This is a genomic window from Neobacillus sp. SuZ13 (assembly GCF_030123365.1).
In the GTDB taxonomy this organism is placed as follows: Bacteria; Bacillota; Bacilli; order Bacillales; family Cytobacillaceae; genus Neobacillus.
Map to the genome: position 1 here is coordinate 707,478 of NZ_CP126107.1, position 24,303 is coordinate 731,780.

Consider the following 24,303-nt stretch of genomic DNA (forward strand, 5'->3'; position numbering starts at 1 on the left):
ACTCCCTGGTTTTTGTATAATGTAGAAAGGAGGGTGAATCAAAATGGAGAAGATTCAATTAAAACCAATTCAAAAGGAAACCACTACACAGGATAAGGTATATAACCAAATTAAAAAGGCTATTTTATTTGGTGGTTTTTCTCGTGATGAGATTATTACAGAGGTTCAAATGGCTGAAAAATTAAATACCTCAAGAACACCAGTAAGGGCAGCAATTCAGGATTTAGTAAAAGAAGGGCTGTTAGTCTGGATTCCAAGAAAGGGAGTGACTGTAAGGAAAATCACTCCAGAGGAAGAGGAAGAAATCTTTTTACTAAGAAGAAACATTGAGGTCCAAGTGGCGAAAAACGTTTTGAAAGTTATGAAATCACCTGAGGAGCTTACCATACTCAAAAAGATTGTCTCACAGCAGGAAGAAGCTTTAAAAAATGACGATGCAGTAAAGTTCATTGAACTTGATCATGCGTTTCATATTACGCTAACTCAAATTGCGAAATATTCGATCATGGAACAGGTTCTTCAAAACCTTCATAATTTAACCCAGCTAATGGGCCTTAAAGCGGTTAAAAAAGAAGGAAGAGCAACGAATGTAATCAAGGAGCACAATCAAATCATTCAGGCCTTGATAGAAAAAGATCCAAATCTGGTAGAACAGTATATCCTGGAACATTTAGATAATACGAAGGAAACGCTGCTTCATGTTGGTAATTCCTAATTTGGAGGCGACATGAAGCGATGTCCTCTGACAAAAGTGAGGTGGGTGTCCAATGAATAGTGTAGAAACGGTTTTAACAGAGGAAATGAAGGAAATGCTCCAAGGACAAACGATTGTATTTTGTAATGTGTATCATCCTCAAGTTGGTAAGGTACTTTCAAGTGCTTTGTCATGGGTGTTTGCCATCGATAACAATACAATCCGTTTTGCGGTAGATTCTAAGTCCAAAATACTTGATATTGTAAGAAATCATGGAGATGTAATCTTAAGTTTTTTTGCAAGTGAAAGCGTTTACTCTGTTTCAGGACCTTCAAGTCTAGTGGTTGAAAAGGCTGATAAAATGACGCTGAAAATGGCCATCATTGAAGTGGATGTAAAGGAAGTCCGTAATATCACATTTTATGGAGCACAGATTACCCAGGAACCGCGATTTATAAAAACATATAAAGAATCACTCATCAAGAAGCTCGACAATGAAGTAAAAGAAGCTGTGTTTAGTTATTAAAACTATTTTAAGGGGTGATTATTTTGGTCAGGACTGGAAAAGAATACTTAGAATCTATTCAGGATAATCGGTGTATTTATATCGATGGTAAGAAAGTAGAAAATGTCACAACCCATCCTGCTTTTAAAGGGATTTCAGGGTCCATTGCCAAGTTGTATGACATAGCCGCAGATCCTGTGAACAATATGACTTATCAAACAGAAGATGGGATGATTGCAAATAAAATTTATATGATGCCGAAGAGCCAAGAGGATTTGAGAGATCGGCGTGAAGCGATTACAAAGTGGTCTGAATCAACGTATGGATTTGTCGGTCGTTCGCCGGATCATGTTGCTTCTTATATGGCGGGTTTTGCTAGTTCGCCTGATGTATTTGAGCGGGGCCTTCCTAAGCTAAAAGATAATGCTTCAAAGTTTTATAAATTTGCGAGGGATAATGACTTGTATCTATCGTATGTGATTATTCCGCCACAAATTGACCGCAGCAAGGCATCCCATGAGTTAGATGAACAGTTTCTGGCAACAGGAGTATACAAGGAAAACGAGGATGGGATTATCATTCGAGGATCCCAGATGTTAGGGACATCTTCCGCTGTTTCCAATTATCTATTTGTAAGTTGTATTACACCATTACGACCAGGTGATGAAACCTATGCGGTTTCTTTTGTTGTCCCAATGGACGCACCAGGCTTAAAATTCTATGCCCGCCCTAGTTTTGCTGCGGATAAGCCTAGTGTTTATGACTATCCGTTATCGTCTCAATTTGATGAAAGTGATGCCCTCGTTGTTTTCGATGATGTGTTTATCCCTTGGGAGCATGTATTTGTATATAAAGATATTAAATTGGTACAGGCACAGTTCCATGACACTCCAGCCCATCGGATCGGTAATAACCAGGCACAGATAAGATATGTAACGAAATTGAAGTTTGTTATCGGTTTAGCACGGAAGATAGCGGCAGCGAATGGAATTGATAAAATTCCTAGTGTTCAAGAAAAACTGGGCGAATTGGCATCATTGGCTTCTACGGCGGAAGGGCTGCTTTTGGCATCCGAGTATGAATGTATTTATGATCATAACGGGAATGCGATTCCCAATCCACGATTCCTGTACGGGGCAATGGGATTGCAAAACTCCATTTATCCGCAAGTGATTCATATTTTTAGAGAATTGGTAGGCGGCGGAGTGCTGCAGGTTCCTTCTTCATATAAAGAATTAATCAATCCTGAAACGAAAAATGACATGGAACGATATATTCGCTCAAATACCATGGGAGCTGTTGAAAAAGTCCAATTGTTCAAACTGGCTTGGGATATTATCGGCAGTGAATTTGGTGGGCGTCATCAGCAGTATGAGATGTTTTATGCAGGTGCTCCTTTTGTGGCGAAAGGATATGCCTATCGAAATTATGGCTATGAGGAAGTTGTAGCATTAGCTGAAAAATGTTTAAACAGTTATAGCATTCCAAAAGAAAGCTTAGTAGAAAACTAATTTTTCCTCAAAAGGGGTCAGAATCGATGAACTTTCATGTAAATGGTAAAGAAATCAATTGGGAACCAAAAGATCTTTTAATCGCCGGCTATACCGCAAAAGATCAAAATTCTTTGCGGAATCATATTGAAGAATTAGAAAAAATAGGAGTAGCCGCGCCACCTGCAGTGCCGATGATTTATCAATTGTCTCCTGAACTTCTCTGTAATGAATCGGAAATAACCGCAGTAAGGAATGATTCAAGCGGGGAGGCTGAAATTGTCATCCTAAATATAGAAGGCGAATGGTACGTTGGACTTGGAAGTGACCATACGGACCGCGTTCTTGAGGCAGTTTCGATTCAAAAGTCGAAGCAGGTTTGTGCCAAGCCGGTATCTAAGGAATTATGGCCTCTCGGCAGCATTGAAGATCATTGGGATGAAATCGAGATGAAGAGCTGGTATGTTCTGAATGGGGAAGAATGCTTATATCAATCTGGTAAATTAGCGGAATTTCTAACCCCGAAAGAGCTTGTTCAAATTATCGAGGGACGGGGATATTCCATTTCGGAAGCCGCAATCCTTTGTGGGACGTTGCCTATTCTATCAAGTGAATTTTTGTATGGTGAAGAATTTAAGGCAGAAATATATGATGCTAGAACCAATAAAAGAATTTCCTTATCTTATCAAATAAAAATATTAAAAGACGCTGAGGTGGTTTAAATGGAAAAAGTAAAAGCAGTAAAACCGGAGTTGGAGTTTACAGATTATTCAAATTTTGAGGCAGAGGTTATTCCACAGGTTAAAGGCCTTTCGCAAAGAATCATTGCGCAAATCCCTGGCTCTATTGTGGCCACACGAATTCTTCAATTTGAGCCTGGTACAAATACTTCACCAATGGGCGTACAACTACATGACTTTTGGGAGGAATTGTATATTATTGAAGGATCCATTATTGATTTGGAATTAAATGAAGAATTTAAAGCAGGAGCTGTGGCATGCCGCCCGCCAGGAATGAAACACGGTCCATGGAAAACATCAGAAGGATGTAAAATTTTTGAAGTGCGTTATTACACTAAAGGTCAGTAACATCAGTTTAATTAGCTCCTCAGGTTTTTAAGGAGCTTCAGGAATTCTTTTACGCGTTTATGTATACACAACACAGTATAAATGAAAATATTAAAAGACGCTGAGGTGGTTTAAATGGAAAAAGTAAAAGCAGTAAAACCGGAGTTAGAGTTTACAGATTATTCAAATTTTGAGGCAGAGGATATTCCACAGGTTAAAGGCCTTTCGCAAAGAATCATTGCGCAAATCCCTGGCTCTAGTGTGGCCACACGAATTCTTCAATTTGAGCCTGATACAAATACTTCACCAATGGGCGTACAACTACATGACTTTTGGGAGGAATTGTATATTATTGAAGGATCCATTATTGATTTGGAATTAAATGAAGAATTTAAAGAAGGAGCAGTGGCATGTCGCCCGCCAGGAATGAAACACGGTCCATGGAAAACATCGGAAGGATGTAAAATTTTTGAAGTACGCTATTACACTAAAGGTCAGTAACAGCAGCTTAATTAGCTCCTCAGCTGTTTGAGGAGCTAAGGATTTTTTTTAATTATTTATGTATACACAATACAGTATTCATAATTATGAAAATTTTTATGACAACTAGGAGGTAGAAGCAGTGTGGAAATTTTACATGTTACCCACCCGCTGGATGGATTGCCTTTCCAAGAGCCAAGTGTGATGGCATTGGGGTTTTTCGATGGTGTTCATTTAGGACATCAATGTTTATTGCAAAAAGCAAGGGTCCTTGCCCGGCAAGCTCATCTTCCATTTACAGTAATGACATTTGACCCGCATCCTAGTGAAATTATCGAAAAAACAGATCGGAGATATTTGACCCCTCTGCCGGCCAAACTTGAAAGGTTAGCTTCCTTAGGGGCAGAAAAGGTTTATATAGTAAGATTTAATCCACTCTTTGCTTCCCTTCAGCCAAGTGAATTTATTCGCCAATATATAGTCGGCCTAAATGTAAAACATGTTGTGGTTGGATTTGATTACAGATTTGGCTGTAAAGCTGCGGGGGATGTTCAATCTTTGAAGAATTCCCCTCACACTTTTGATGTAACGGTCATCCCGAAAATGACAAATAAACATCAAAAAATAAGCTCTACCTTAATTAGAAAATTAATCAGCGACGGAGATGTTCACCTTGTCCCGCATTATTTAGGGAACCACTATGAAATAGGCGGGAGGATTACATTCCGCCAGCAAAAGAGGGTTTATTTCTGTATGGAAAATAAATATTTCTCCCCAAAGCCGGGTATTTATCAAGTTGAAATAACGAATGGATTAAAGAGATGCCTCGGACTTCTGAAGTGTTATGACTCGATTCCAAATTGGTTTGAGCTGATGGATGTGGATCTAAACGTGCTTGAAGGTGGAGAGCAGCGGAGGTTTACTGTCAAATTATTAAATCAGGCCATTGATATGGGTGGTGCCGCAGCACTAGCGTAATTTTAATATTACTAATGAAGTAATAGGAGGAATGCAAGTTGGAGGCAAAAGGAACATTTGTTAAAAACCCAAAAAAGATTCTATTCGCTAGTTTAATCGGAAGTACAATTGAGTTCTACGATTTTTTCCTTTATGGAACTGTGGCATCACTTGTGTTTAATCAATTATTTTTTCCGAATGATGATCCTTTTGTAAGTTTATTAATTGCCTATGCATCCTTTGGGGTAACATTTTTTATAAGACCAATTGGAGGTCTTATTTTCAGCCATATGGGAGACAAGTTTGGCAGGAAAAATACCCTTGTAATTTCCCTTTTATTAATGGGGATCTCAACTGTATGTATCGGATTATTGCCGACATATCAATCAATTGGTGTAATGGCACCTATTCTTCTTATTTTTTTACGGCTTGTCCAAGGGATTGCACTAGGAGGAGAGTGGGGAGGGGCTGTACTGCTTGCGGTTGAATCAGCACCTAAGGAACAAAGAGGATTCTACGGCAGCTTTCCTGCAATGGGAATTCCGTTTGGTATGCTGCTAGGAACATGTTCGATTTCTTTAATGAGTAAATTGCCAGAAGCGCAATTTCTAGGATGGGGCTGGAGAATTCCATTTATCCTTAGTGCCGTGTTAGTTGCTGTTGGAATCTGGATTCGAAGAGGACTTGGAGAAACGTCTGCATTTGAGGAAGAAAAGCAAAAAGGGAATGTGGTAAAAGTCCCTCTATTTGAGACTCTGCTCTATCATTGGAAGGCTGTTTTAATTTCTCTCGGTGCCAAGTGTGTTGAAGTTGGTCCATTCTATGTTTTCTCTACCTTTTTTATTGGTTACTCTACTGGGACCTTGGGTTTTTCAAGAACTACAGCATTAAATATTGTTACTGCAGCTACCATTGTTACCGTCATCTGTATTCCATTAATGGGAAAGCTCTCTGACAAAATTGGACGTAAACGTGTGTTTATGATGGGTGCCGCTAGTCTAGCTCTGTTTTCCTTTCCGTACTTCTATCTAATGTCCCTTAAATCTGTGTTTTTAACTTATGTCATTTCAATTATTGCATTAGGGATTCTATGGTCAGCCATTGCTAGTATTATTGGCACCATGTTTACAGAAATGTTCAGTACAAATGTGGGATATACGGGGATTACACTCGGCTATCAATCTGGTTCCGCTTTATTTGGAGGCACGGCCCCAATGATTGCAACTGTTTTATTAAGCGCCTACAAGAATTCTTGGGTACCGCTTGCTATTTTCATTGGAATTCTGTGTATTGCCTCCCTCGTCTCTGTGTCATTCATAAGGAATAATAAAATTGATTCCAAGACGCAGGCAGGGGGCATGTACCCTTTAAATCAGGCGAATGTGCAGGAATAATCTAAAAAGTATAAAAAGTTCGGTCAAAGCATGCCATAATAGATTAGAATAAATAAAACGTATTTTTAGGAGGTAACTGCTTTGAAAGTAGCCATTGCACAATTAACTACTAGTATTAATAAAACCTCTAATTTAGAAAAGGCCTTACAATATATTAAGAAGGCAAAAGAGAAGGGCGCAGATTTTGTTGTAATACCGGAATTTTATATGGTACTTGCAACTCCGAAGACTGGCGTATTGCCGGCTGATGCTGCGGAACCCTTGGACGGTCCATTTGTTTCTGCTCTTAAAGAGGCGGCCCGCGATAACGAGATCTATGTGGTTTGTGGAATGTATGAATCAAAAAATGATGATAAAGGGCGGGCCTATAATACAACTGTATTGATTGATCGTTCGGGGCAACTCTTGCATTCCTATCGAAAGACTCATTTATATGATGCTTTTAGCTATAAAGAGTCTGATACAATTATCCCTGGAGAGAATCAATATAGGGTAGTAGAAACCGAATTTGGAAAAATTGGTTTAATGGTTTGCTACGAACTGAGATTTCCTGAAATAGCAAGACAATTTGCGCTTCAGGAGGCGGATGTTCTGTTTGTTCCTGCAGGATGGATGGCAGGGCCTATGAAAGAGGATCATTGGCAGACGCTTATTCGCGCAAGAGCAATAGAAAATACGATGTTTGTTTGCGGAGCAGACCTAGTAGGACCAGAGTTTACCGGCCGAAGTATGATCGTTGACCCGATGGGGGTTGTTCTTGCAAGTGGAGGCGAAGAAGAAACGCTTATAATCGCGGAAATTGACCTAGAAAGAATCCAACGAGTAAGAGAAAAACTACCCAGCGTAAAACACAGAAAGCCGGAGTTCTACAAGTGATTGCACCACTCGGAATTTGTTTGATTTTAAAGCTCTAGTCCCTTTGACTAGGGCTTTTAGTACATTGGTAATGTGTATGGACCAGTATTTTAATCCTATGGTCTAAAAAAACTGACCCCAATTGAACTGACCCAAAAAAGTTAGACAAATACTTTTATGCAACTTTTAAGACTTGAGTTCGGAATTCTACTGGACTCAGGTCTTTTAATTTTGACTTCATTCTCTTGTGATTGTAATAGTAAATATAATCAGCTAATTCCCGTTCAAAATGCTCTAAACTATCAAATTCCTGTAGATAAAGGAGTTCGGACTTTAATAAGCCAAAGAAATTTTCCATGACTGCATTATCAAAACAATTTCCTTTCCGGGACATACTCTGTGTAATTTGATGTTGTTTCAATTTTTTTTGATATTTTCCCATTTGATAGTGCCAACCCTGATCTGAATGAAGAATGACCTTGTCTCCGGGCTTAAGACGTTCAATTGCTTGATTTAACATGTCTCCTACCAATGTATATACAGGACGATTCATGACGCTATAGGCAATGATCTCACCATTACACAAATCCAGGACAGGAGAGAGGTAGCGCTTCTCACCAAATAGGCGGAATTCTGTAACATCTGTTACCCATTTTTCATTCATATTCTCAGCAGTAAAATCTCGATTTAAGACATTCGGAGCTATTTTGCCTTCCTTACCTTTATAAGATTTATACTTCTTCATACGCACCATACATTTTATCCCCATATCATTCATTAAACTATTGATGGTTTTGGGATCATGGTGGAAACCTCTTTTTTCTAATTCTTTCGTGATTCGACGGTACCCATAACGACCTTTATGTTCATGGAAAATCTCTTTAATTGCATCCTTTATTTTTTCATATTTATCAGGCTGATTTAATCGTTTTTCCCAATAATAATACGTGCTGCGTTTCATGTCAGCGACTTCAACTAGATCCACAACCTCATACTTTTGCTTTAGATCAAAAATTACTTGCGCTTTGATTTTGTTTGTAATTTTTCCTGCATTTGAACTAAAGCATTCAACTTTTTTAAGTAGGCAATCTCCATTTCTAAACGTTCAACTTTTGATTGTAAAAACTCCAAAGATTCTTCGCTATGTATTGGTTTGTTGGCTTTTTGTTTCTGTGTTTCTGTTTTCACTGTTTCTTTTTTCATGGATGGACGCCCCTTTTTCTTTAATTTAAGGGCATCAATTCCATGTTCCTCGAACTGCCTGCTCCATTTTCGAATGGTAGAAGGATCAGCTATCTTAAAAATAGCAGCTGTTTCATTCGGTGACGTCCCGTAGTTATTCATATATTTTAGTACGTCTAGTTTAAACTCTGTTGAGAAACTTGTATAGGATTTTTGAAACGCTTCTACACCGTTTATCTCGTATTGCTTCACCCAAGTTTTTATGAGAGAAGAGTGTGCTCCAATGGAATCACCAATCTTTTGATAACTATCATTGCCATTCAAATAGCGCTGAGCAGCAGCTATTTTATCCTCCGAATTAAATTTAGCCATAAAAAACACCCCGTAAATGTTAGAATGGTGTCTAACATTTACGGGGCAGATCAAATGAATTAGAGCCAGTCTTTAGCATAATTATTTATTTCCATAAGGGTCAATCGTTTGAATCGTTCCATCCTCGTTATATTTTAATTCAGTGTATTTCACAGAACGCTTGTGATTCACACCATCTGATAACGAGCAATCATGATAGAATAGATACCATTTATCATTAAACTGGACAATCGAATGATGCGTGGTCCAGCCAATTACTGGTGTAAGAATCGTCCCTTTGAACACAAATGGACCTTGGGGATGTTCACTTACCGCATAAACAATTTTATGAGTGGTACCGGTAGAATAGGATAGATAGTAAAGACCATTGTATTTATGAACCCATGGTCCTTCAAAATATCTTCTGTCTTCATCACTTGCAAGAATCGGATTACCGTTTTCATCCACAATGGAAATTTCCTGTGGTTCACTTTTAAACTTCAGCATATCATCGCTTAATTCAGCTACTCGTGGTCCTAAAGCAGGTTCTGTAGCTGCTGGGCCTTCCGCATCTGGGGTAAATGTTCCTGTTTGCCATTTTTCCAATTGTCCTCCCCAAAGCCCGCCAAAATAAACATATGCTTTGTCATCTTCATCCACCAAGACAGCTGGATCAATGCTGAAGCTGCCTGGTATGTAATTTTCTTCTGGTGTAAAAGGTCCTGCCGGATTAGGGCTGGTTGCGACGCCAATTCTGAAAATACCATCTTTATCTCTTGCAGGGAAAAATAAATAATACGTGTTATTTTTGTAAGCCGCGTCTGGTGCCCAAAGCTGTTTACTTGCCCAAGGGATATCTTTTAAATGAAGAGCTTCTCCGTGGTCTAAACATGGTGCTTCCACATCATCCATGGATAATATGTGGTAATCTTCCATCTTATATTGGTCACCATTATCATTAGATGGTTCATCGTGATCAAGGTCATGAGAAGGATAAATATAAAGCTTGCCTTCAAAGACATGTGCGGAAGGATCTGCTGTGAAAATATGCGTAACTAAAGGTTCATTGGGCTTTGAATTTTTCATCATAATATCTCCTCATTAAAAAGTTTAGATACTTACAAATCCATTATAACCGAACGAAGGTACTTTGTATATCGGTTCAACTAAGTTTCGGTTAAAAATAATTAAATTAAGCGTAATATAAACCATTTTGCTATATAAGGCGAGGGTTGTTAAATGAAAACAATGTAAAGTTTTTATTTTTCATTAAATCAGATGCTAACCTGATATTTTTACAAGCTCTTTGATTTACTTTTAAAAAAATATTTATTCTTAGTTTATCTGGTAGACAAACTAAGTTAACGATGCTATACTTTGAGTATCAAAGGTTAAGAGATTTCAGAAACCTTTTGTAAGCATTTACATTGTTGTTCTGAATCCATAAAACTCTAGGAGGAATAATCCCATGGCTTATTTCGAAACAATTAATAAAATTCAATTTGAAGGTGCGGCATCCAAAAACCCGTTAGCATTTAAGTATTATAATCCAGAAGAAAAAATAAATGGCAAGACAATGGAAGAAATTCTTCGTTTCTCCGTTGCATATTGGCACACATTTACTGCAGACGGCACTGATCCATTTGGCGTAGGTACAGCGATCCGTCCGTGGGATCATCTTAAAGGATTAGATTTAGCGAAAGCCCGTGTGGAAGCTGCATTTGAACTTTTTGAAAAGTTAAATGTTCCTTTCTTTGCTTTCCATGATGTAGATATTGCTCCAGAGGGACGCACGTTACAAGAAACAAATGAGAACCAAGACGTAATTGTTGCGATGATTAAAGAATACATGAAAACTAGCAAGACAAAATTACTATGGAACACAGCAAACATGTTTACGAATCCTAGATATGTTCATGGTGCGGCCACTGCTCCAAATGCAGATGTGTTTGCTTACTCTGCGGCGAAAGTAAAAAAAGCGTTAGAAGTAGCAAAAGAGCTTGGTGCAGAAAACTATGTATTCTGGGGCGGCCGTGAAGGGTACGAAACACTTCTTAATACAGACATGAAGTTGGAGCAAGATAACCTAGCACGCTTCTTTCATATGGCAGTAGATTATTCGAAAGAAATCGGCCTAAACGTACCATTCCTAATTGAGCCAAAACCAAAAGAGCCTACCAAACATCAATATGATTTCGATGTGGCTACAGGTCTGGCTTTCTTGCAAAAATATGATTTAACCGACTACTTCAAGTTTAATATTGAAGCAAACCACGCTACTTTAGCTGGTCACACATTTGAGCATGAATTAAGAACTGCTCGTATTAACGGAATGCTTGGATCTGTTGATGCTAACCAAGGTGATACACTGCTTGGATGGGATACAGATGAATTCCCAACTGACTTATATACCAACACATTAGCCATGTACGAAATTCTGAAAAATGGCGGCTTAGGAAAAGGCGGCTTAAACTTCGATGCAAAAGTAAGAAGAGGTTCATTCGAAGCAGAAGACCTATTCCACGCACACATTGCTGGTATGGACGCATTTGCGATCGGCCTAAAAGTTGCTAACAAGTTAATCGAAGATAAAGTCCTTGATAGCTTTACCGAAGAGCGTTACAGCAGTTATACAAAAGGAATTGGCCTAGACATCGTAGAAGGAAAAACAAACTTCCGTGAACTTGAAGCCTATGCACTTCAATTAACTGAAATTAAAAACATCTCAGGCAGAACGGAGCGCCTAAAAGCTTTAATTAATCAATATTTACTAGAAACACTTTCAAGTGTAACTGTTTAACTACTACTAATATAATCATAGAAAATGTGCTGGCAGTATATTACTCCAGCACATTTTTATAAGAAGGCTGTGTGGAAGGTCATTATTGATTTTGGCACCCTGTTGATTGGAGCGGAAATCAACAGACCAAGTTTAACACAGCCAATAAGAAAAGGATGATACGGATGAAATACGTAATTGGTGTTGACCTTGGAACAAGTGCAGTAAAGATATTACTTGTCAATCAATATGGTAAAGTTTGTAAAGAAGTGTCCAAATCATATCCACTCATTATTGAAAAATCTGGCTATAGTGAACAAGACCCGGAAGAATGGGTGGAAAAGACATTAGCGGGTTTAGCGGAGCTCATGGAACAATTCGATGAAGACATAAACGATATCGAGGGTATCTCTTTTTCGGGGCAGATGCATGGCCTAGTTTTATTAGATGAAAACAACCAAGTACTTAGAAATGCGATTCTGTGGAATGACACAAGGACAAGTAAACAATGCCAGGAGATTTACAACGTTGTTGGCAGTCAGCGCTTATTAGAAGAAACGAAGAACCCTGCGCTTGAGGGCTTTACTTTACCTAAAATCCTCTGGGTAAAAGAAAACGAACCTGATGTTTTTGAACGGGCCAGCGTATTTTTGCTTCCAAAGGATTATTTGCGCTATCGGTTAACAGGAAATATCCACATGGATTACTCTGATGCTGCAGGGACGTTACTACTAAATGTAGCAAAGCGTGAATGGAGTCATGAAATAATAGAGGCTTTTGATATTTCAGCTGATTTCTGTCCCCCGCTGGTAGAATCACATGCATTTGTGGGTACTGTTCAAGCCGAATTTGCCCAAGAAACGGGATTGTCTGAAGCTGTAAAAGTGTTCGCGGGTGGAGCGGATAATGCCTGCGGTGCGATTGGTTCAGGGATTTTATCGGAAGGTAAAACCTTATGCAGTATCGGTACTTCTGGAGTTGTTCTTTCCTATGAAGATCGAAATAACCTTGATTTTGAAGGAAAGGTTCATTATTTTAATCATGGTGAAGAAAATACTTACTATACGATGGGAGTAACCCTCGCAGCCGGCTATAGTTTAAGCTGGTTTAAAGATACGTTTGCAAAAGAAGAAGCATTTGAACAGGTATTAGCAGGTGTGGATGAAGTACCGGCAGGAAGCAACGGATTATTATTTACGCCTTATCTTGTAGGGGAAAGAACGCCGCATGCGGATTCAACCATTCGCGGCAGTTTTATTGGGGTCGATGCTTCCCATGAGCGTAAGCATTTTGCCAGAGCAGTACTCGAAGGAATTACCTTTTCCTTACATGAATCGATTGAGATTTTTAGAAGCAGCGGTAAGACCATTGATTCCATTATCTCTATTGGCGGCGGAGCGAAGAACGACGCATGGCTGCAAATGCAGGCAGATATTTTTAACGCAAGAATTGAAAAGCTTACGAGTGAGCAAGGTCCTGGAATGGGTGCAGCCATGTTAGCTGCGTACGGCTGCGGTTGGTATCCATCCCTAAAAGAATGTGCACAGAAATTTATCCAAACTTCAAAAACCTATGATCCGATTCAGGAAAATGTGGAAGCATATAAAAAACTATTTGCAATTTATCAACAAGTTTATCCACAAACTAAGGAACTAAATGAGCAATTAAGAGAGTTTAGAAAGTAACGGAGAGGTGGCCTATGTCAGCTCTCTTTATGAAGGAGTTAAGGCCATGAAACTGGAACAAGGTCAAAAGCTTTTGTTTATTGGTGATTCGGTAACGGATTGTGAAAGAGCCAAACCTGAAGGAGAAGGATTGTTTGCTGCTCTGGGCAAGGGATATGTTTCCTTTGTTGATGGACTGCTCCAGGCCGTATATCCGGAGCTGGGAATTCGAGTGGTGAATAAGGGGATCAATGGTAACACCGTTCGTGATTTGAAGAATAGATGGCAGGAAGATGTCATCAATCAAAAGCCAGACTGGTTATCAATAATGATTGGAATTAACGATGTATGGCGTCAATACGATACCCCATTCATCAAGGAATGGCATGTTTATTTAGAAGAATACGAGGAAACACTTAGGAAACTTGTGATCGAGACAAAGCCATATGTCAAACAGGTTGTCCTTATGACACCTTTTTACTTGGAGAGTAATGAGCAGGATCAAATGCGCCGGTCCATGGATCAGTACAGTCAGGTTGTCAGGAAAATAGCTGAAGAAACCAATTGTTTAGTTGTTGATACACAAGCCGCTTTTAATATTGTTTTAAAAGACCTTTATTCTGCAGCCATTGCTTGGGATCGGGTCCATCCTTCAACTGCCGGGCATATGGTTTTGGCTCGGGAATTTTTAAAAGAAATTGAATTTGATTGGAATCGTTAAGTAGAAAGGAGTTATTAACATGAATTATCGTGAACTAGGTAATACAGGAATCATGATCAGTGAGGTTAGTTTTGGCACATGGGCAATCGGTGGTGCTTGGGGGAAAACAAATGACACAGAAGCACTGATATCTTTACAATATGCGATTGACCAAGGTGTTAATTTTTTTGATACGGCCGATGTATATGGGGACGGTCATAGTGAAGAGTTACTGGCCCAAGCCACAAAAGGCAGGGAAGACCAGATTTATGTCGCAACAAAGTTCTGCCGTCAGGGAGACATTTTTGATCCGAAAAATTATAGCTATGAAAAAGTTAGTGCCTATTGTGAAGACAGTCTTCGCCGTTTGAATAGAGAGGCGATTGATTTGTATCAAATTCATTGCCCGGCAACGGAGATTTTGCAGGATGGCAGTGTTTTTGAAGTAATGGATCGGTTGAAACAGGAAGGGAAAATCCGTCAATATGGAGTTAGTGTGGAAACCGTTGAAGAAGGTCTTATTTGTTTGGAGTATCCAAATGTGAAGAGCCTGCAAATCATCTTTAATATGTTCCGCCAAAAGCCATTAGAGAAATTAATCCCTGAGGCTTATCAAAAAGGGGTAGGACTTCTCGTAAGATTACCGCTGGCAAGCGGTCTGCTCACTGGTAAGTATACTGCCGAGCATAGATTTGAAGAGGATGACCACCGCCGATTTAATGAAAATGGAGAAGCTTTTAATGTAGGGGAAACCTTTGCGGGTCTTGGATTCCAGAAGGGTGTTGAATTGGCTGATCAATTAAAGTGGATTGGAGAAGGACGGAAATCGATGGCGAGCGGAGCACTACGCTGGATTTTGGACCAAAAAGAAATTACATGTATTATTCCTGGGTTTAAAAATGTTAAACAGGTGGAGGAAAATCTCTCAGCACTTGAGACAAAACCATTCTCAGAAGAAGAAAAGCAAGAGCTTCAACGATTCTATCAGGAAAAAGTAAAGGATTATATTAGAGGTCCGTATTGAGGGGGTGTTCAATAAATATGATTAACGAAGTTCCTACATCGCGTAAGGCAGTGGCGATTACGTTTGATGATGGTCCTAATCCCATCTACACACCTCAAGTATTAGAGATTTTTTCGGAGGCAGCTGGAAAAGCGACCTTCTTTATGATTGGTGAGCAAATGAAGAAAAATCCTGAGATGGTAAAACAAGTGGCTGCCCTGGGACATGAAATCGGGAATCATACGTTTACTCACCCGAAATTATCTCAACTAAGTAACATCGAATGTTTAGAAGAAATCGAACAAAATGAGGAATTAATAGAGGAGCTGACCGGACGAAAACCTGTTGTCTTTCGTCCTCCTTATCTCGATTATAATCAGGGAACGTTTTCATTACTCGAGCAGAAGGGATATCCGATGATTGGTGCACTTAATTTAGAGGCTAAGGACTGGGAACAGCCAGGGGTAAGTCATATCCTCGAAAAATCAAGAGACGGGATAAAAAATGGCAGTATATTAATTTTTCATGATGGCTATGGGGACCGTTCACAAACGATAGAAGCGGTACGAATGCTAGTTTCTGAGTTAACATCACAAGGCTATCAACTTGTTACGGTGAGTGAACTATTAAAATTAGCATAAAAAGAGGAAGCACATTAAGCGTTTGTGCTTCCTTTTGCTTCTCCAGTTTCACAAGTATTCTATAAGTGTTAAGCGGCTGCCTGCCCTTGTTTTTTTTCGATTTTTTGAAAGGCTACATAACAGGATGCCATGATGATTCCCGCCGTAATGCTCCCGCCAAAGATAAACCATAGTGCCGGTATAAACTTCATGACAAAAATCGCTGCGATAAACCCAATGATCATCATCATATTAGGAATCGGATTCACTAGCATGATGAAGAAAGCATTTTTAAACAACTGGATAAATTTCACTTCATAGTGAACGTATACGGGGATAATATACAAAACTGTAATGACAATCGTGAAAATAATTAAGTATAGAGGAATTTGAAAGCTTGTATTGATTTTAATATAGAACAGATCAATGTAAATAATAATCGCTAATATAGCGAGAACCAGTCCTAATCCATTACTTCTTAGGAACTCTTTTTTATAGGTATCCCAAAAGGTTTGAAACACAGGGATATCACTTTCACCCATGAGCCATTTCCTTATAACCGCAAACATTGCCACGGTGGATGGGCTAATTCCAAACAACACGAGTCCAAGGAGTGAGAAGCCAATCCATAATAAATTAACATAGGCAAACTTGGTGATCCACTCAGTCAGGGTATATAGACCACTCATCGACAGCTTATTCATAAAAACTCCCCTTCTTAATGGTGCTTAGTTTTATATAAATTATAGACGATTGAACCTATATTGAACATGACAAACTTTTAAAAAATTAGCAGATTTTTGATTTTTTAAAATAATATTACGGGATTCGACAAATTGCGGTATAGTAGTTTAAAAACGATTCTAGAAGGGCGATAATATGTTCTCGAGATTGCATAAATGGAACACGTTACGAAATCAAATACTCGTCGTATTTTTAGTCGTTATGCTGATTGTTTTAATGATTGTCGGCCTGTTAACTTTTAATAGAGTATCAACGTTGCTGAAAAATAATGCTGAAAAACAGATTCAACAGACAGCAGTCGAGGCAAATGGAAGATTAGAATCATTATATAAACAAATTAGCACGGCCTCGAAACTGGTCATGACGAATGATACGACTCAAAGAACCTTAACTAAGGCATATGGAGGAAACCCTATTTCTTTCACCGAGCGCCAGCAATTAAAAGGAATTGTAAATACCATACAAGCTAATACAGAGGGGATTTTTTCTTTTGAACTTTATACCAATACGATGGACCGTTTAATTCCACTAGATGATACGAATCTAGTCACTAGGATTGACGGGAAGTGGATCCAGCAGGCTGATAGCGCGAATGGACGACTGGTTTGGATTGGTGATGATCCGCATAACTCAGATAACATCCTCGCTCTAAGACGAGTGAATTTAATGGGGCGTGACTACGCAAATGGCGGATATCTGCTCATTAGTATCTATCGGAATTATCTGCAGTTCGTGGACCAAGACGAAACCAATATTGAAAACCAGTATTCGATATTATTAGATCAAAATTCAAAGCCGATTCTATCAAACTACCAAAAATCTCTTAAACCGATTATAAAAAATGAAGCTCCAACTCTTTCTCTGAATAATCAGGAGTATATGATGACAAAACAAACGTCTAATCAAACCGGGTGGACAATGGTCATCTTAACCCCTGTTAAGGCTCTAACAAAAGGAATTAGTGTATTACGTTCGGGAATAATTATATCTGGGATTATTGGCTTCATTATCTTTTTGATTAGTTCGCTCTTTTTATCGACTTTTATTACAAGGCCGATTACTAAATTAACGAAAACGATGCAGCAGGCAAGCGCAGGTTCATTAACGATGAACCCCAGCGTTACCACGGTCAATGAAATCAATGAATTAAATAGTACTTATAACCAACTGGTGAAAGAAACCAATCATCTGATTAAAATGGTGTATCAAAAGGAAATTACCAGAAGCCGGAGTGAATTAAAAGCATTACAAGCGCAAATTAATCCCCATTTTCTATTTAATACATTGGACGCACTAAAGTGGACGCTTGAGGACAAAGATGAGGAAGAGCTGGCAGAGTTTGTCGTAGCCATGTCTAACTTATTCCGTTATACGATAACCAAGCAAAACGATGGAGATTGGGTTTCTATAAAGGACGAAATCCAACATATTGAAGACTATATGGATATTATGAAGATGCGTTTCGGTGATCACTTAAAATGGAATTTATCCATGCCTGTTGAAACCGGGCACGTGAAAATTCCAAAATTGTTGATTCAGCCGTTAGTCGAAAATGCGGTTCTACATGGAGCAGGCAATACGATGAACCCATGTACGATATCGGTTACTATTCAACCAACGGCTGATCAAAATTATTTGAAAATACTTGTAGTGGATGACGGCCCAGGTATCAATCAGGAAAAATTAGAATCTATTAAACAGGCCATTCAATCAGGCGGGATTATCTCTAAAAGCGGCAACGGGATTGCGATTTCCAATGTTCACAAACGCTTGGAATTATACTATCCTGATCGTCTAAAAAGTGGACTTACCATTATGAGTGAAGTAAACATTGGAACAACGGTTTCATTTGCCATACCGGTAAAGAGGGAGGAAGACCATGTTGAATTCAAAGACAATTTTGATCGTGGATGATGAGCCAAGAACCCGCCAAGGACTAAAGAAAATATTAGATACTTGGGCAAATGGACAATATCAAATAAATACAGCTTCGAATGGAGAAGAAGCTATTGAACTGATGAAGCAACATAAAGTGCATATTCTCATCACAGACATCCACATGCCCGAAATAACGGGGTTACAATTATTAAAAATCGCGAAAGAACAAAATATATTCCCTGTCATCATTGTGATATCGGCATATTCAGAGTTTGAATATGCCCAGGAAGCTCTTCGTTTAGGGGTAATTAACTATTTACTAAAACCCATTAGTAAAAAAGCGTTAATAGAGGCCGTAGAGGAAGCAGTCCAAACGGTGGAGAAAAAAGAACGGGCCGGATTAATCGAGAAAGTGGTAGATACGAAACTTGTTGATGCCAATTCCCAAAATCCTTCCAACCGTGAACCGATTAGGGAAGCGATTGATTACATCAACAACCATTTAAAAAATGAGTTATCCCAAAAGGAAGTAGCCGATTATGTTCATTTAAATCCAAGTTATTTAAGTGTCCTCTTTAAGGAACATGTCAAATTAACTTTCAGTGAATACGTAACCCGACGGAGAATCCAGCGTGCGAAGGAATTATTGGTATCTACTAATCTTCCAATTAACGATATTGCAGAAGAATCCGGGTATAAAACGGCTAAATATTTTATTAAGATTTTTAGAGAACTAGAGGGAATGACACCAAGCGCATACCGAAAGGACAATAATGAAAAGGCTTTCTAAAAATAGTAGTATTTTTCCTAATCGTTGTGACCTATTTTTCAGAACTATCTGAATGTAGACTATAAATGTAAGTAAAATCTAGAAAAGGTCATAGGGGGGAATCACATTGTTAAGAAAGAAAACGGTTGCAATCTTTATGTCTGTAATCATGCTTGTCTCTCTAGTGCTTGCGGGTTGCTCTTCCTCAAGTTCATCAGAGGAAAGCAGTTCAGATGGTAAAAAAGTTATCAAATTCATGCATTTGTGGCCGGAAGGCAGCTCGAATGCTCAGTTCTCCATTGTAAAAGACATTATTAGTGAATATGAAAAAGATCATAATGTAAAAATTGAAACTGAAATTTTAAATCCAGATCAATATAGGGAAAAGCTTAAGGTCTTAGCGTCTTCTAATGAACTGCCTGATATTGGCATGACTTGGTCAGATGGATTTATTAAGCCTTATGTAGAAGGTAACATGTTAGCACCGCTGGATGACATCGTGGAGGGAGATGCAGATCTTAAAGATGCATTTATCCCAGGGGTAAAAGAATCATATGCAGTGGACGGAAAAACATATGGTCTTCCACTAGAATTAAATATTTCCTACGTGTTCTACAACAAAGAAATCTTCAAGAAATATAATCTTGAAGTTCCAAAGACTTTCTCAGAGTATAAAAATGTTGTTAAAACTTTAGCAGATAATGGCGTTGTTCCTGCGACAGTTGGTGCGAAAGACGGCTGGCCGGCATCTTTCTGGTTTATGTACCTAGCAGACCGGATTGGCGGGCCTACTATTCTAACAGATGTTATTAAAGGGAAAGCAAAAATGGATGATCCAGCTATTGTAAAAGCAGCTGAAGAGGTACAAAACCTTGTCGACATGGGTGGATTTGTTAAAGGCGCGAGCGCATTATCAAATGACGATGCAAAAGGTTACTTCATGAACGAACAAGCAGCGATGTTCTTAACGGCTACTTGGGAGTTACCAAACTACACAACAAGCCCAGATGTTAAACAAGAATTTAAAGATAAGATTGGCTATTTCAAGTTCCCAACTTATGAAGGCGGAAAAGGGACAAGCATCAACAGCTACGTAGGAGGCCCTGGTGTTGGTTTATTCGTAGCAAAAGATTCTAAAGTTCAAAAGGAAGCAAAAGATTTTGTTGGCTATCTTGTGAAGAGATGGGGAGAAAAATCTGTAACTGATGCGGGTGTTATCCCTGCGACTAAAGTAGACACATCTAAGCTGGATTTGGCTCCAATGTACATTGAAATCTTAAAGGATTTGGGTGAAGCATCGAACGTAACAACCTACTTTGATACTCAATCCAGCCCGGCAGTATCGGAATTACACCATGATTTAGTAACCGCTCTATTTGGAAAACAAGTGACGCCGAAAGAGTTTGTCAAACAGCACGCGGAAGAGCTTGCAAAAGAGCAAAAGTAAAATGACCTAATAGAAATTCATGTGTAGAGGGCATACAACTTATGCCCTCTATCATTTTAGCTTCTTTTCAAATGGCTGTGTTAAAGATTAATGTTAATTTTTGTACTCAGTTGATTGGAGTGGAAGGCACGAAGACTCCTGCGGGAGTACGGGGCAGGGGAGACCCCGCAGGCGCTAAAAGCGCCGAGGAGGCTCCCCGGCACGCCCGCGAACCGCTCGTGCCTGGAACGGAAATCAACAGACAAGTTTAACACAGCCTTTCAAATAAGAAAGGAGTATTCATATGAGAAGTGTAATGTCAAATAAATGGGTAATCAGTCTTTATGTACTTCCTGCCTTAATTCTTATTCTCTTATTAATCTATATCCCAATTGTCTTAACAGGGTATTATGGTTTGATGGACTGGAACGGCATCGGCAAGATGAAGTTCATCGGTTTAGAAAATTACATTGAATTAACAAAGGACACAAAGTTTTGGCAAAGTGCATGGCATTCTCTGTTACTCGGTCTTTTTTCAACTGTAAGCTTGGTTGGTTATTTAATTTTATCCTTGATTTTAGCAAGTAAAATCAAAGGTGCTAACTTTTTAAGAAAAATCTACTTAATCCCGATGTTATTATCTTCAGTAGCAATCGGACAGCTTTGGGCGAAGATTTTTGACCCAACGAACGGTATGCTTAACAGATTGCTAGTGTTGGTTGGCGTTGAAAATCCTCCGCTTTGGCTAGCGGATTCTAAAATAGTATTATTTGCCCTTTTCTTTCCAATCGTTTGGCAATATGCAGGTTTCTACATCATTATTTTCTATGCAGCGTTAAAAAATGTTCCTGAAGAACTGATCGAAGCGGCGAAAATAGATGGAGCAACGCCAATTCAAATTGCTTATAAAATTAAGGTTCCTCTTATTGCAGGCGTCATAAAAGTCATGGTCATCCTAGCCATTGTCGGTTCATTAAAATACTTTGACTTGATTTTCGTCTTAACCGGCGGCGGACCAAACGGTGCGAGTGAGGTTATGGCCTCTTACATGTATACAGAAGCATTCAGTAAATATAACTTCGGTTACGGAAGTGCGATTGGATTCGGATTATTGATCATCTGTCTTGTGGCAACATGGCTAATTCAAAAATTACTTAATACAAAAGATGTTGACTATTAAAAAGGGGAGTGAAAAGGATGAGTAAGGTTGCAGTTGAAATACAAAAAACGACCCTATCAGCTTCTTATAAAACCAGTAAATCACTAGGAAACAAAATTGGATTTGGAATCTTGTACTTCGTACTGGCAGTGATTGCGATTATTCAGGTTTATCCGCTGGTATGGCTGTTCCTGTTTTCCTTAAAGACTAATCAAGAGGTTTTTGGGATGTCACCTTTTGCACTTCCACAAGCTCCACAATGGGGCAACTATGCAAAGGCTTGGACAGCGGGTCACATCGATGTTTACTTCTTTAACAGTGTGCTGTATACAGTCGCAGCGGTTGTTCTTACTGTTATTCTTGCGAGCTTTGTAACGTTCGCAATCACAAGAATGGAATGGAAATTAAGTGGATTAGTTCTAGGTTTGTTTATGGCTGGATATATGATTCCGCTTCATTCAACCTTAATTCCATTATTTAATTTCTTTAAAACGGCCAATATGATTGATAATCCAATGTCCGTTATCCTATCGTATGTAGCATTTAACCTGCCGATTACGATTATGATTCTATCAGGATTCTACAGAACAATCCCAAGGGAGATTGAAGAAGCGGCGGTTGTGGATGGCTGCTCCATCCATCGGATCTTCTTCCAAATTACCCTGCCAATGACAGTACCTGTCCTTTCAACAACTGTCATTATCAACATGATCTATAACTGGAACGAATTCGTATTTGTTAATACATTCCTTAGTTCCGACAAATGGAAAACGATTACGGTTGGGGTAAACAACTTCGTAGGACAGTACTTGACTGACTGGGGTGCGATTGGTGCAACGCTGATGATTAGTATTATCCCAGTATTGATTGCGTACTTTATTTTAAGTGACCGCATTGTAGAGGGGATTGCGGCAGGGTCTGTTAAAGGGTAATAGTGAGAAAAAAGCTGACTTGGGTCAGCTTTTTTTGATTCTCTTGCAAATGAGGAAGACGTGATTGAAATAATCAAAGGGAGAATCGTGCCTGGTACCAGTCGATTTCAATGTAAGGAGGGAATGGATGCAATTAATCGTGCAGCTCCAGCCAAATTTAGCGGTAAGTGGTAACTATTAACCAATAAGGGCCGACTTGTTTCATTTTATTTCGATTGTCATAAAAAACCAGCTCCTTCTTTGCGAGGAGCTGGTTTTGGCTGTTTACCTATTTTCTTAGTCCATAATAGCCCAATAAGCAGGCTTAGTTTTATATTCTGGATCAAACACAAATGGAGCGTCTTTTCCTACACCATCATTGTATTGCTTTGCTCGGTCGTCTAGCCAAGTATGGTTATCCGCTATGCCCCAGAACGTTACGTTGCTGATTTTATCACCTAATTTTTCATATAACTGGAATAAAGCATCATATCTGGCTGCCTGAGCTTTTAATCTTTCACCTTCAGCCACAATAGCTTCATAAGTAGGGAAAGCGGGTCTTGGCGGCCAACCATATAGGCTGACATCTAGCTCAGTTATTTGGTTATCTAAACCGAGATCAGCAAACATGTTAATGGATTTTTCGATGTCCGCGTTAGATGGCCAGCCGATTTGGATGTGAGACTGATGACCAACACCGTCGATTGGAACACCTTGCTGTAATAAATCATTAACAAGGTTATATAAGTTCGTTCTTTTTGGTTCTACTTCTGTATTGTAATCATTAATATAAAGCTTGGCATCTTTTGCAGCATATCTTCTAGCAGTCTCAAAAGCTACCTTAATATATTCATCGCCAGTGATTTTGTACCAGGCCGATTCACGCAGACCTCGTTCATTTTGAGGAGCATCGTCAATAACCTCATTCACAACATCCCAAGATTTTATATCATTTTTATAACGCTTTACAATCGTTTTAATATGGGTTTCTAATCGTTTTAATAGAAGTTTTTTATTCTTTTCACGCTGCTTGGAGTCGGCCTCATCCACCATTGGATTGCCATTTTCATCAAGGAAGAACCAATCTGGTACCTGACTGTGCCAGACAAGGTTGTGGAAACGAAGTTCCATTCCATTTTCTTTCGCAAATTTCACTATTTTATCTGCCTCAGTAAAATTAAACTTACCTTCCTCGGGCTGAATATTAATCGGCTTCATGATATTTTCAGCTACAATGCTGTTAAAATGGCGTTTTAAAACTTCTGCGTCAGTGCTATTTAACTGATAGGGTTCGACGGCAGCACCAATGGCGAAAGAATCTTTGTATCTTTCAGCGATAGAGGGTACGGTTAATGCATGAGAAGACTGGTTACTTGTTACTCCAGCAGCTGCCCTAGACATTCCTGCAGGTAATAATAAAGCTAAAGCTAATCCAGTAATGAGGGGTTTACGCATAACTTTTAACATGTATTGATCTCCTTTATAAGTTATTAGTTGGGGTTGTTTGAAAGGGCTTTCTAAAAAATTCGAAACGAAACCTCCTTTTTGCTAGTTTAAAGCCAGGAGATACATTGGGGAGTCAGTATGTAAGGAAAATCTTCTAGGTGCAGTAGTCCTGTCCTAAATATAGTATAACTGATATAAACTTAGTTCGTCCATCGGATAAACTAAGTTT

At 39.0% G+C, this 24,303-nt stretch carries 23 protein-coding genes; 19 read left to right on the plus strand and 4 right to left on the minus strand.

Annotated elements, in window-relative coordinates; all coding sequences use genetic code 11:
- Positions 1-43: 43 nt before the first annotated feature.
- From QNH17_RS03345 to QNH17_RS03385, 9 genes are all read left to right on the plus strand, one after another.
- A complete protein-coding gene (locus QNH17_RS03345; protein WP_283877390.1) occupies positions 44-715 on the plus strand; it encodes a GntR family transcriptional regulator in 672 nt (223 codons plus the stop codon).
- Positions 716-767: 52 nt separating this feature from the next.
- A complete protein-coding gene (locus QNH17_RS03350; protein WP_283877391.1) occupies positions 768-1,220 on the plus strand; it encodes a PNPOx family protein in 453 nt (150 codons plus the stop codon).
- A gap of 23 nt (positions 1,221-1,243) precedes the next feature.
- Positions 1,244-2,710 (plus strand): 4-hydroxyphenylacetate 3-hydroxylase family protein, encoded by a 1,467-nt coding sequence (locus tag QNH17_RS03355; RefSeq protein WP_283877392.1) that lies wholly within the window; start codon positions 1,244-1,246, stop codon positions 2,708-2,710.
- A 26-nt stretch (positions 2,711-2,736) separates the two neighbouring features.
- Positions 2,737-3,411: a DUF2848 family protein gene (locus QNH17_RS03360; RefSeq protein WP_283877393.1), complete on the plus strand. Its 675-nt coding sequence runs from the start codon at positions 2,737-2,739 to the stop codon at positions 3,409-3,411.
- Positions 3,412-3,777, plus strand: coding sequence for a cupin domain-containing protein (locus QNH17_RS03365; protein ID WP_283877394.1), 366 nt, complete (start codon positions 3,412-3,414; stop codon positions 3,775-3,777).
- A 114-nt stretch (positions 3,778-3,891) separates the two neighbouring features.
- On the plus strand, positions 3,892-4,257 hold the full coding sequence (locus tag QNH17_RS03370; RefSeq protein ID WP_283877395.1) for a cupin domain-containing protein: 366 nt from the start codon (positions 3,892-3,894) through the stop codon (positions 4,255-4,257).
- Between the two features lie 123 nt (positions 4,258-4,380).
- The gene (locus QNH17_RS03375) at positions 4,381-5,214 is read left to right on the plus strand and encodes a cytidyltransferase (RefSeq protein ID WP_283877396.1); all 834 of its coding nucleotides are present in this window, start codon (positions 4,381-4,383) and stop codon (positions 5,212-5,214) included.
- Positions 5,215-5,252: 38 nt separating this feature from the next.
- Positions 5,253-6,587, plus strand: a complete 1,335-nt coding sequence (locus QNH17_RS03380; protein WP_283877397.1) for an MFS transporter — start codon at positions 5,253-5,255, stop codon at positions 6,585-6,587.
- Between the two features lie 81 nt (positions 6,588-6,668).
- Positions 6,669-7,463 (plus strand): carbon-nitrogen hydrolase family protein, encoded by a 795-nt coding sequence (locus tag QNH17_RS03385; protein ID WP_283877398.1) that lies wholly within the window; start codon positions 6,669-6,671, stop codon positions 7,461-7,463.
- Positions 7,464-7,617: 154 nt separating this feature from the next.
- Here QNH17_RS03385 and QNH17_RS03390 read toward each other — a convergent pair.
- Positions 7,618-8,996, minus strand: a protein-coding gene (locus QNH17_RS03390) for an IS3 family transposase (RefSeq protein ID WP_283876058.1) whose coding sequence is annotated in 2 segments (ribosomal slippage) — positions 7,618-8,522 and positions 8,522-8,996 — 1,380 coding nt in all. Because the reading frame shifts where the segments join, the coding sequence is not laid out codon by codon here.
- An 81-nt stretch (positions 8,997-9,077) separates the two neighbouring features.
- Complete coding sequence (locus tag QNH17_RS03395) at positions 9,078-10,064, minus strand: glycoside hydrolase family 43 protein (RefSeq protein WP_283877399.1); 987 nt, start codon at positions 10,062-10,064, stop codon at positions 9,078-9,080.
- Positions 10,065-10,443: 379 nt separating this feature from the next.
- On the opposite strand from QNH17_RS03395, the gene xylA reads away from it, so the two are divergent.
- From xylA to QNH17_RS03420, 5 genes are all read left to right on the plus strand, one after another.
- The gene (gene xylA / locus QNH17_RS03400) at positions 10,444-11,775 is read left to right on the plus strand and encodes a xylose isomerase (RefSeq protein ID WP_283877400.1); all 1,332 of its coding nucleotides are present in this window, start codon (positions 10,444-10,446) and stop codon (positions 11,773-11,775) included.
- A gap of 164 nt (positions 11,776-11,939) precedes the next feature.
- Positions 11,940-13,439 (plus strand): xylulokinase, encoded by a 1,500-nt coding sequence (gene xylB / locus QNH17_RS03405; RefSeq protein ID WP_283877401.1) that lies wholly within the window; start codon positions 11,940-11,942, stop codon positions 13,437-13,439.
- Positions 13,440-13,485: 46 nt separating this feature from the next.
- Positions 13,486-14,139: an SGNH/GDSL hydrolase family protein gene (locus QNH17_RS03410; protein ID WP_283877402.1), complete on the plus strand. Its 654-nt coding sequence runs from the start codon at positions 13,486-13,488 to the stop codon at positions 14,137-14,139.
- Positions 14,140-14,158: 19 nt separating this feature from the next.
- Positions 14,159-15,142 carry an aldo/keto reductase gene (locus tag QNH17_RS03415; protein WP_283877403.1) on the plus strand — a complete coding sequence of 328 codons (984 nt, stop codon included), beginning with the start codon at positions 14,159-14,161 and terminating at the stop codon, positions 15,140-15,142.
- 17 nt (positions 15,143-15,159) lie between these two features.
- Positions 15,160-15,762, plus strand: a complete 603-nt coding sequence (locus QNH17_RS03420) for a polysaccharide deacetylase family protein (RefSeq protein ID WP_283877404.1) — start codon at positions 15,160-15,162, stop codon at positions 15,760-15,762.
- Positions 15,763-15,830: 68 nt separating this feature from the next.
- On the opposite strand, the gene QNH17_RS03425 is transcribed toward QNH17_RS03420, so the two are convergent.
- Positions 15,831-16,445, minus strand: a complete 615-nt coding sequence (locus QNH17_RS03425; protein WP_283877405.1) for a YesL family protein — start codon at positions 16,443-16,445, stop codon at positions 15,831-15,833.
- 175 nt (positions 16,446-16,620) lie between these two features.
- Here QNH17_RS03425 and QNH17_RS03430 point away from each other — a divergent pair, with 175 nt between their 5' ends.
- From QNH17_RS03430 to QNH17_RS03450, 5 genes are all read left to right on the plus strand, one after another.
- Complete coding sequence (locus QNH17_RS03430; RefSeq protein WP_283877406.1) at positions 16,621-18,399, plus strand: sensor histidine kinase; 1,779 nt, start codon at positions 16,621-16,623, stop codon at positions 18,397-18,399.
- Positions 18,365-19,153 carry a response regulator transcription factor gene (locus QNH17_RS03435; RefSeq protein WP_481858567.1) on the plus strand — a complete coding sequence of 263 codons (789 nt, stop codon included), beginning with the start codon at positions 18,365-18,367 and terminating at the stop codon, positions 19,151-19,153. The genes QNH17_RS03430 and QNH17_RS03435 overlap by 35 nt, the downstream gene beginning before the upstream one ends.
- Before the next feature lie 136 nt (positions 19,154-19,289).
- Positions 19,290-20,579 carry an extracellular solute-binding protein gene (locus tag QNH17_RS03440; RefSeq protein WP_283879423.1) on the plus strand — a complete coding sequence of 430 codons (1,290 nt, stop codon included), beginning with the start codon at positions 19,290-19,292 and terminating at the stop codon, positions 20,577-20,579.
- Positions 20,580-20,862: 283 nt separating this feature from the next.
- On the plus strand, positions 20,863-21,738 hold the full coding sequence (locus QNH17_RS03445; RefSeq protein WP_283877407.1) for a carbohydrate ABC transporter permease: 876 nt from the start codon (positions 20,863-20,865) through the stop codon (positions 21,736-21,738).
- A gap of 17 nt (positions 21,739-21,755) precedes the next feature.
- A complete protein-coding gene (locus tag QNH17_RS03450) occupies positions 21,756-22,649 on the plus strand; it encodes a carbohydrate ABC transporter permease (protein WP_026564810.1) in 894 nt (297 codons plus the stop codon).
- A gap of 276 nt (positions 22,650-22,925) precedes the next feature.
- Here the strand turns inward: QNH17_RS03450 and QNH17_RS03455 are convergent, their stop codons facing one another.
- Complete coding sequence (locus QNH17_RS03455) at positions 22,926-24,095, minus strand: endo-1,4-beta-xylanase (RefSeq protein ID WP_283877408.1); 1,170 nt, start codon at positions 24,093-24,095, stop codon at positions 22,926-22,928.
- Positions 24,096-24,303 lie beyond the last annotated feature (208 nt).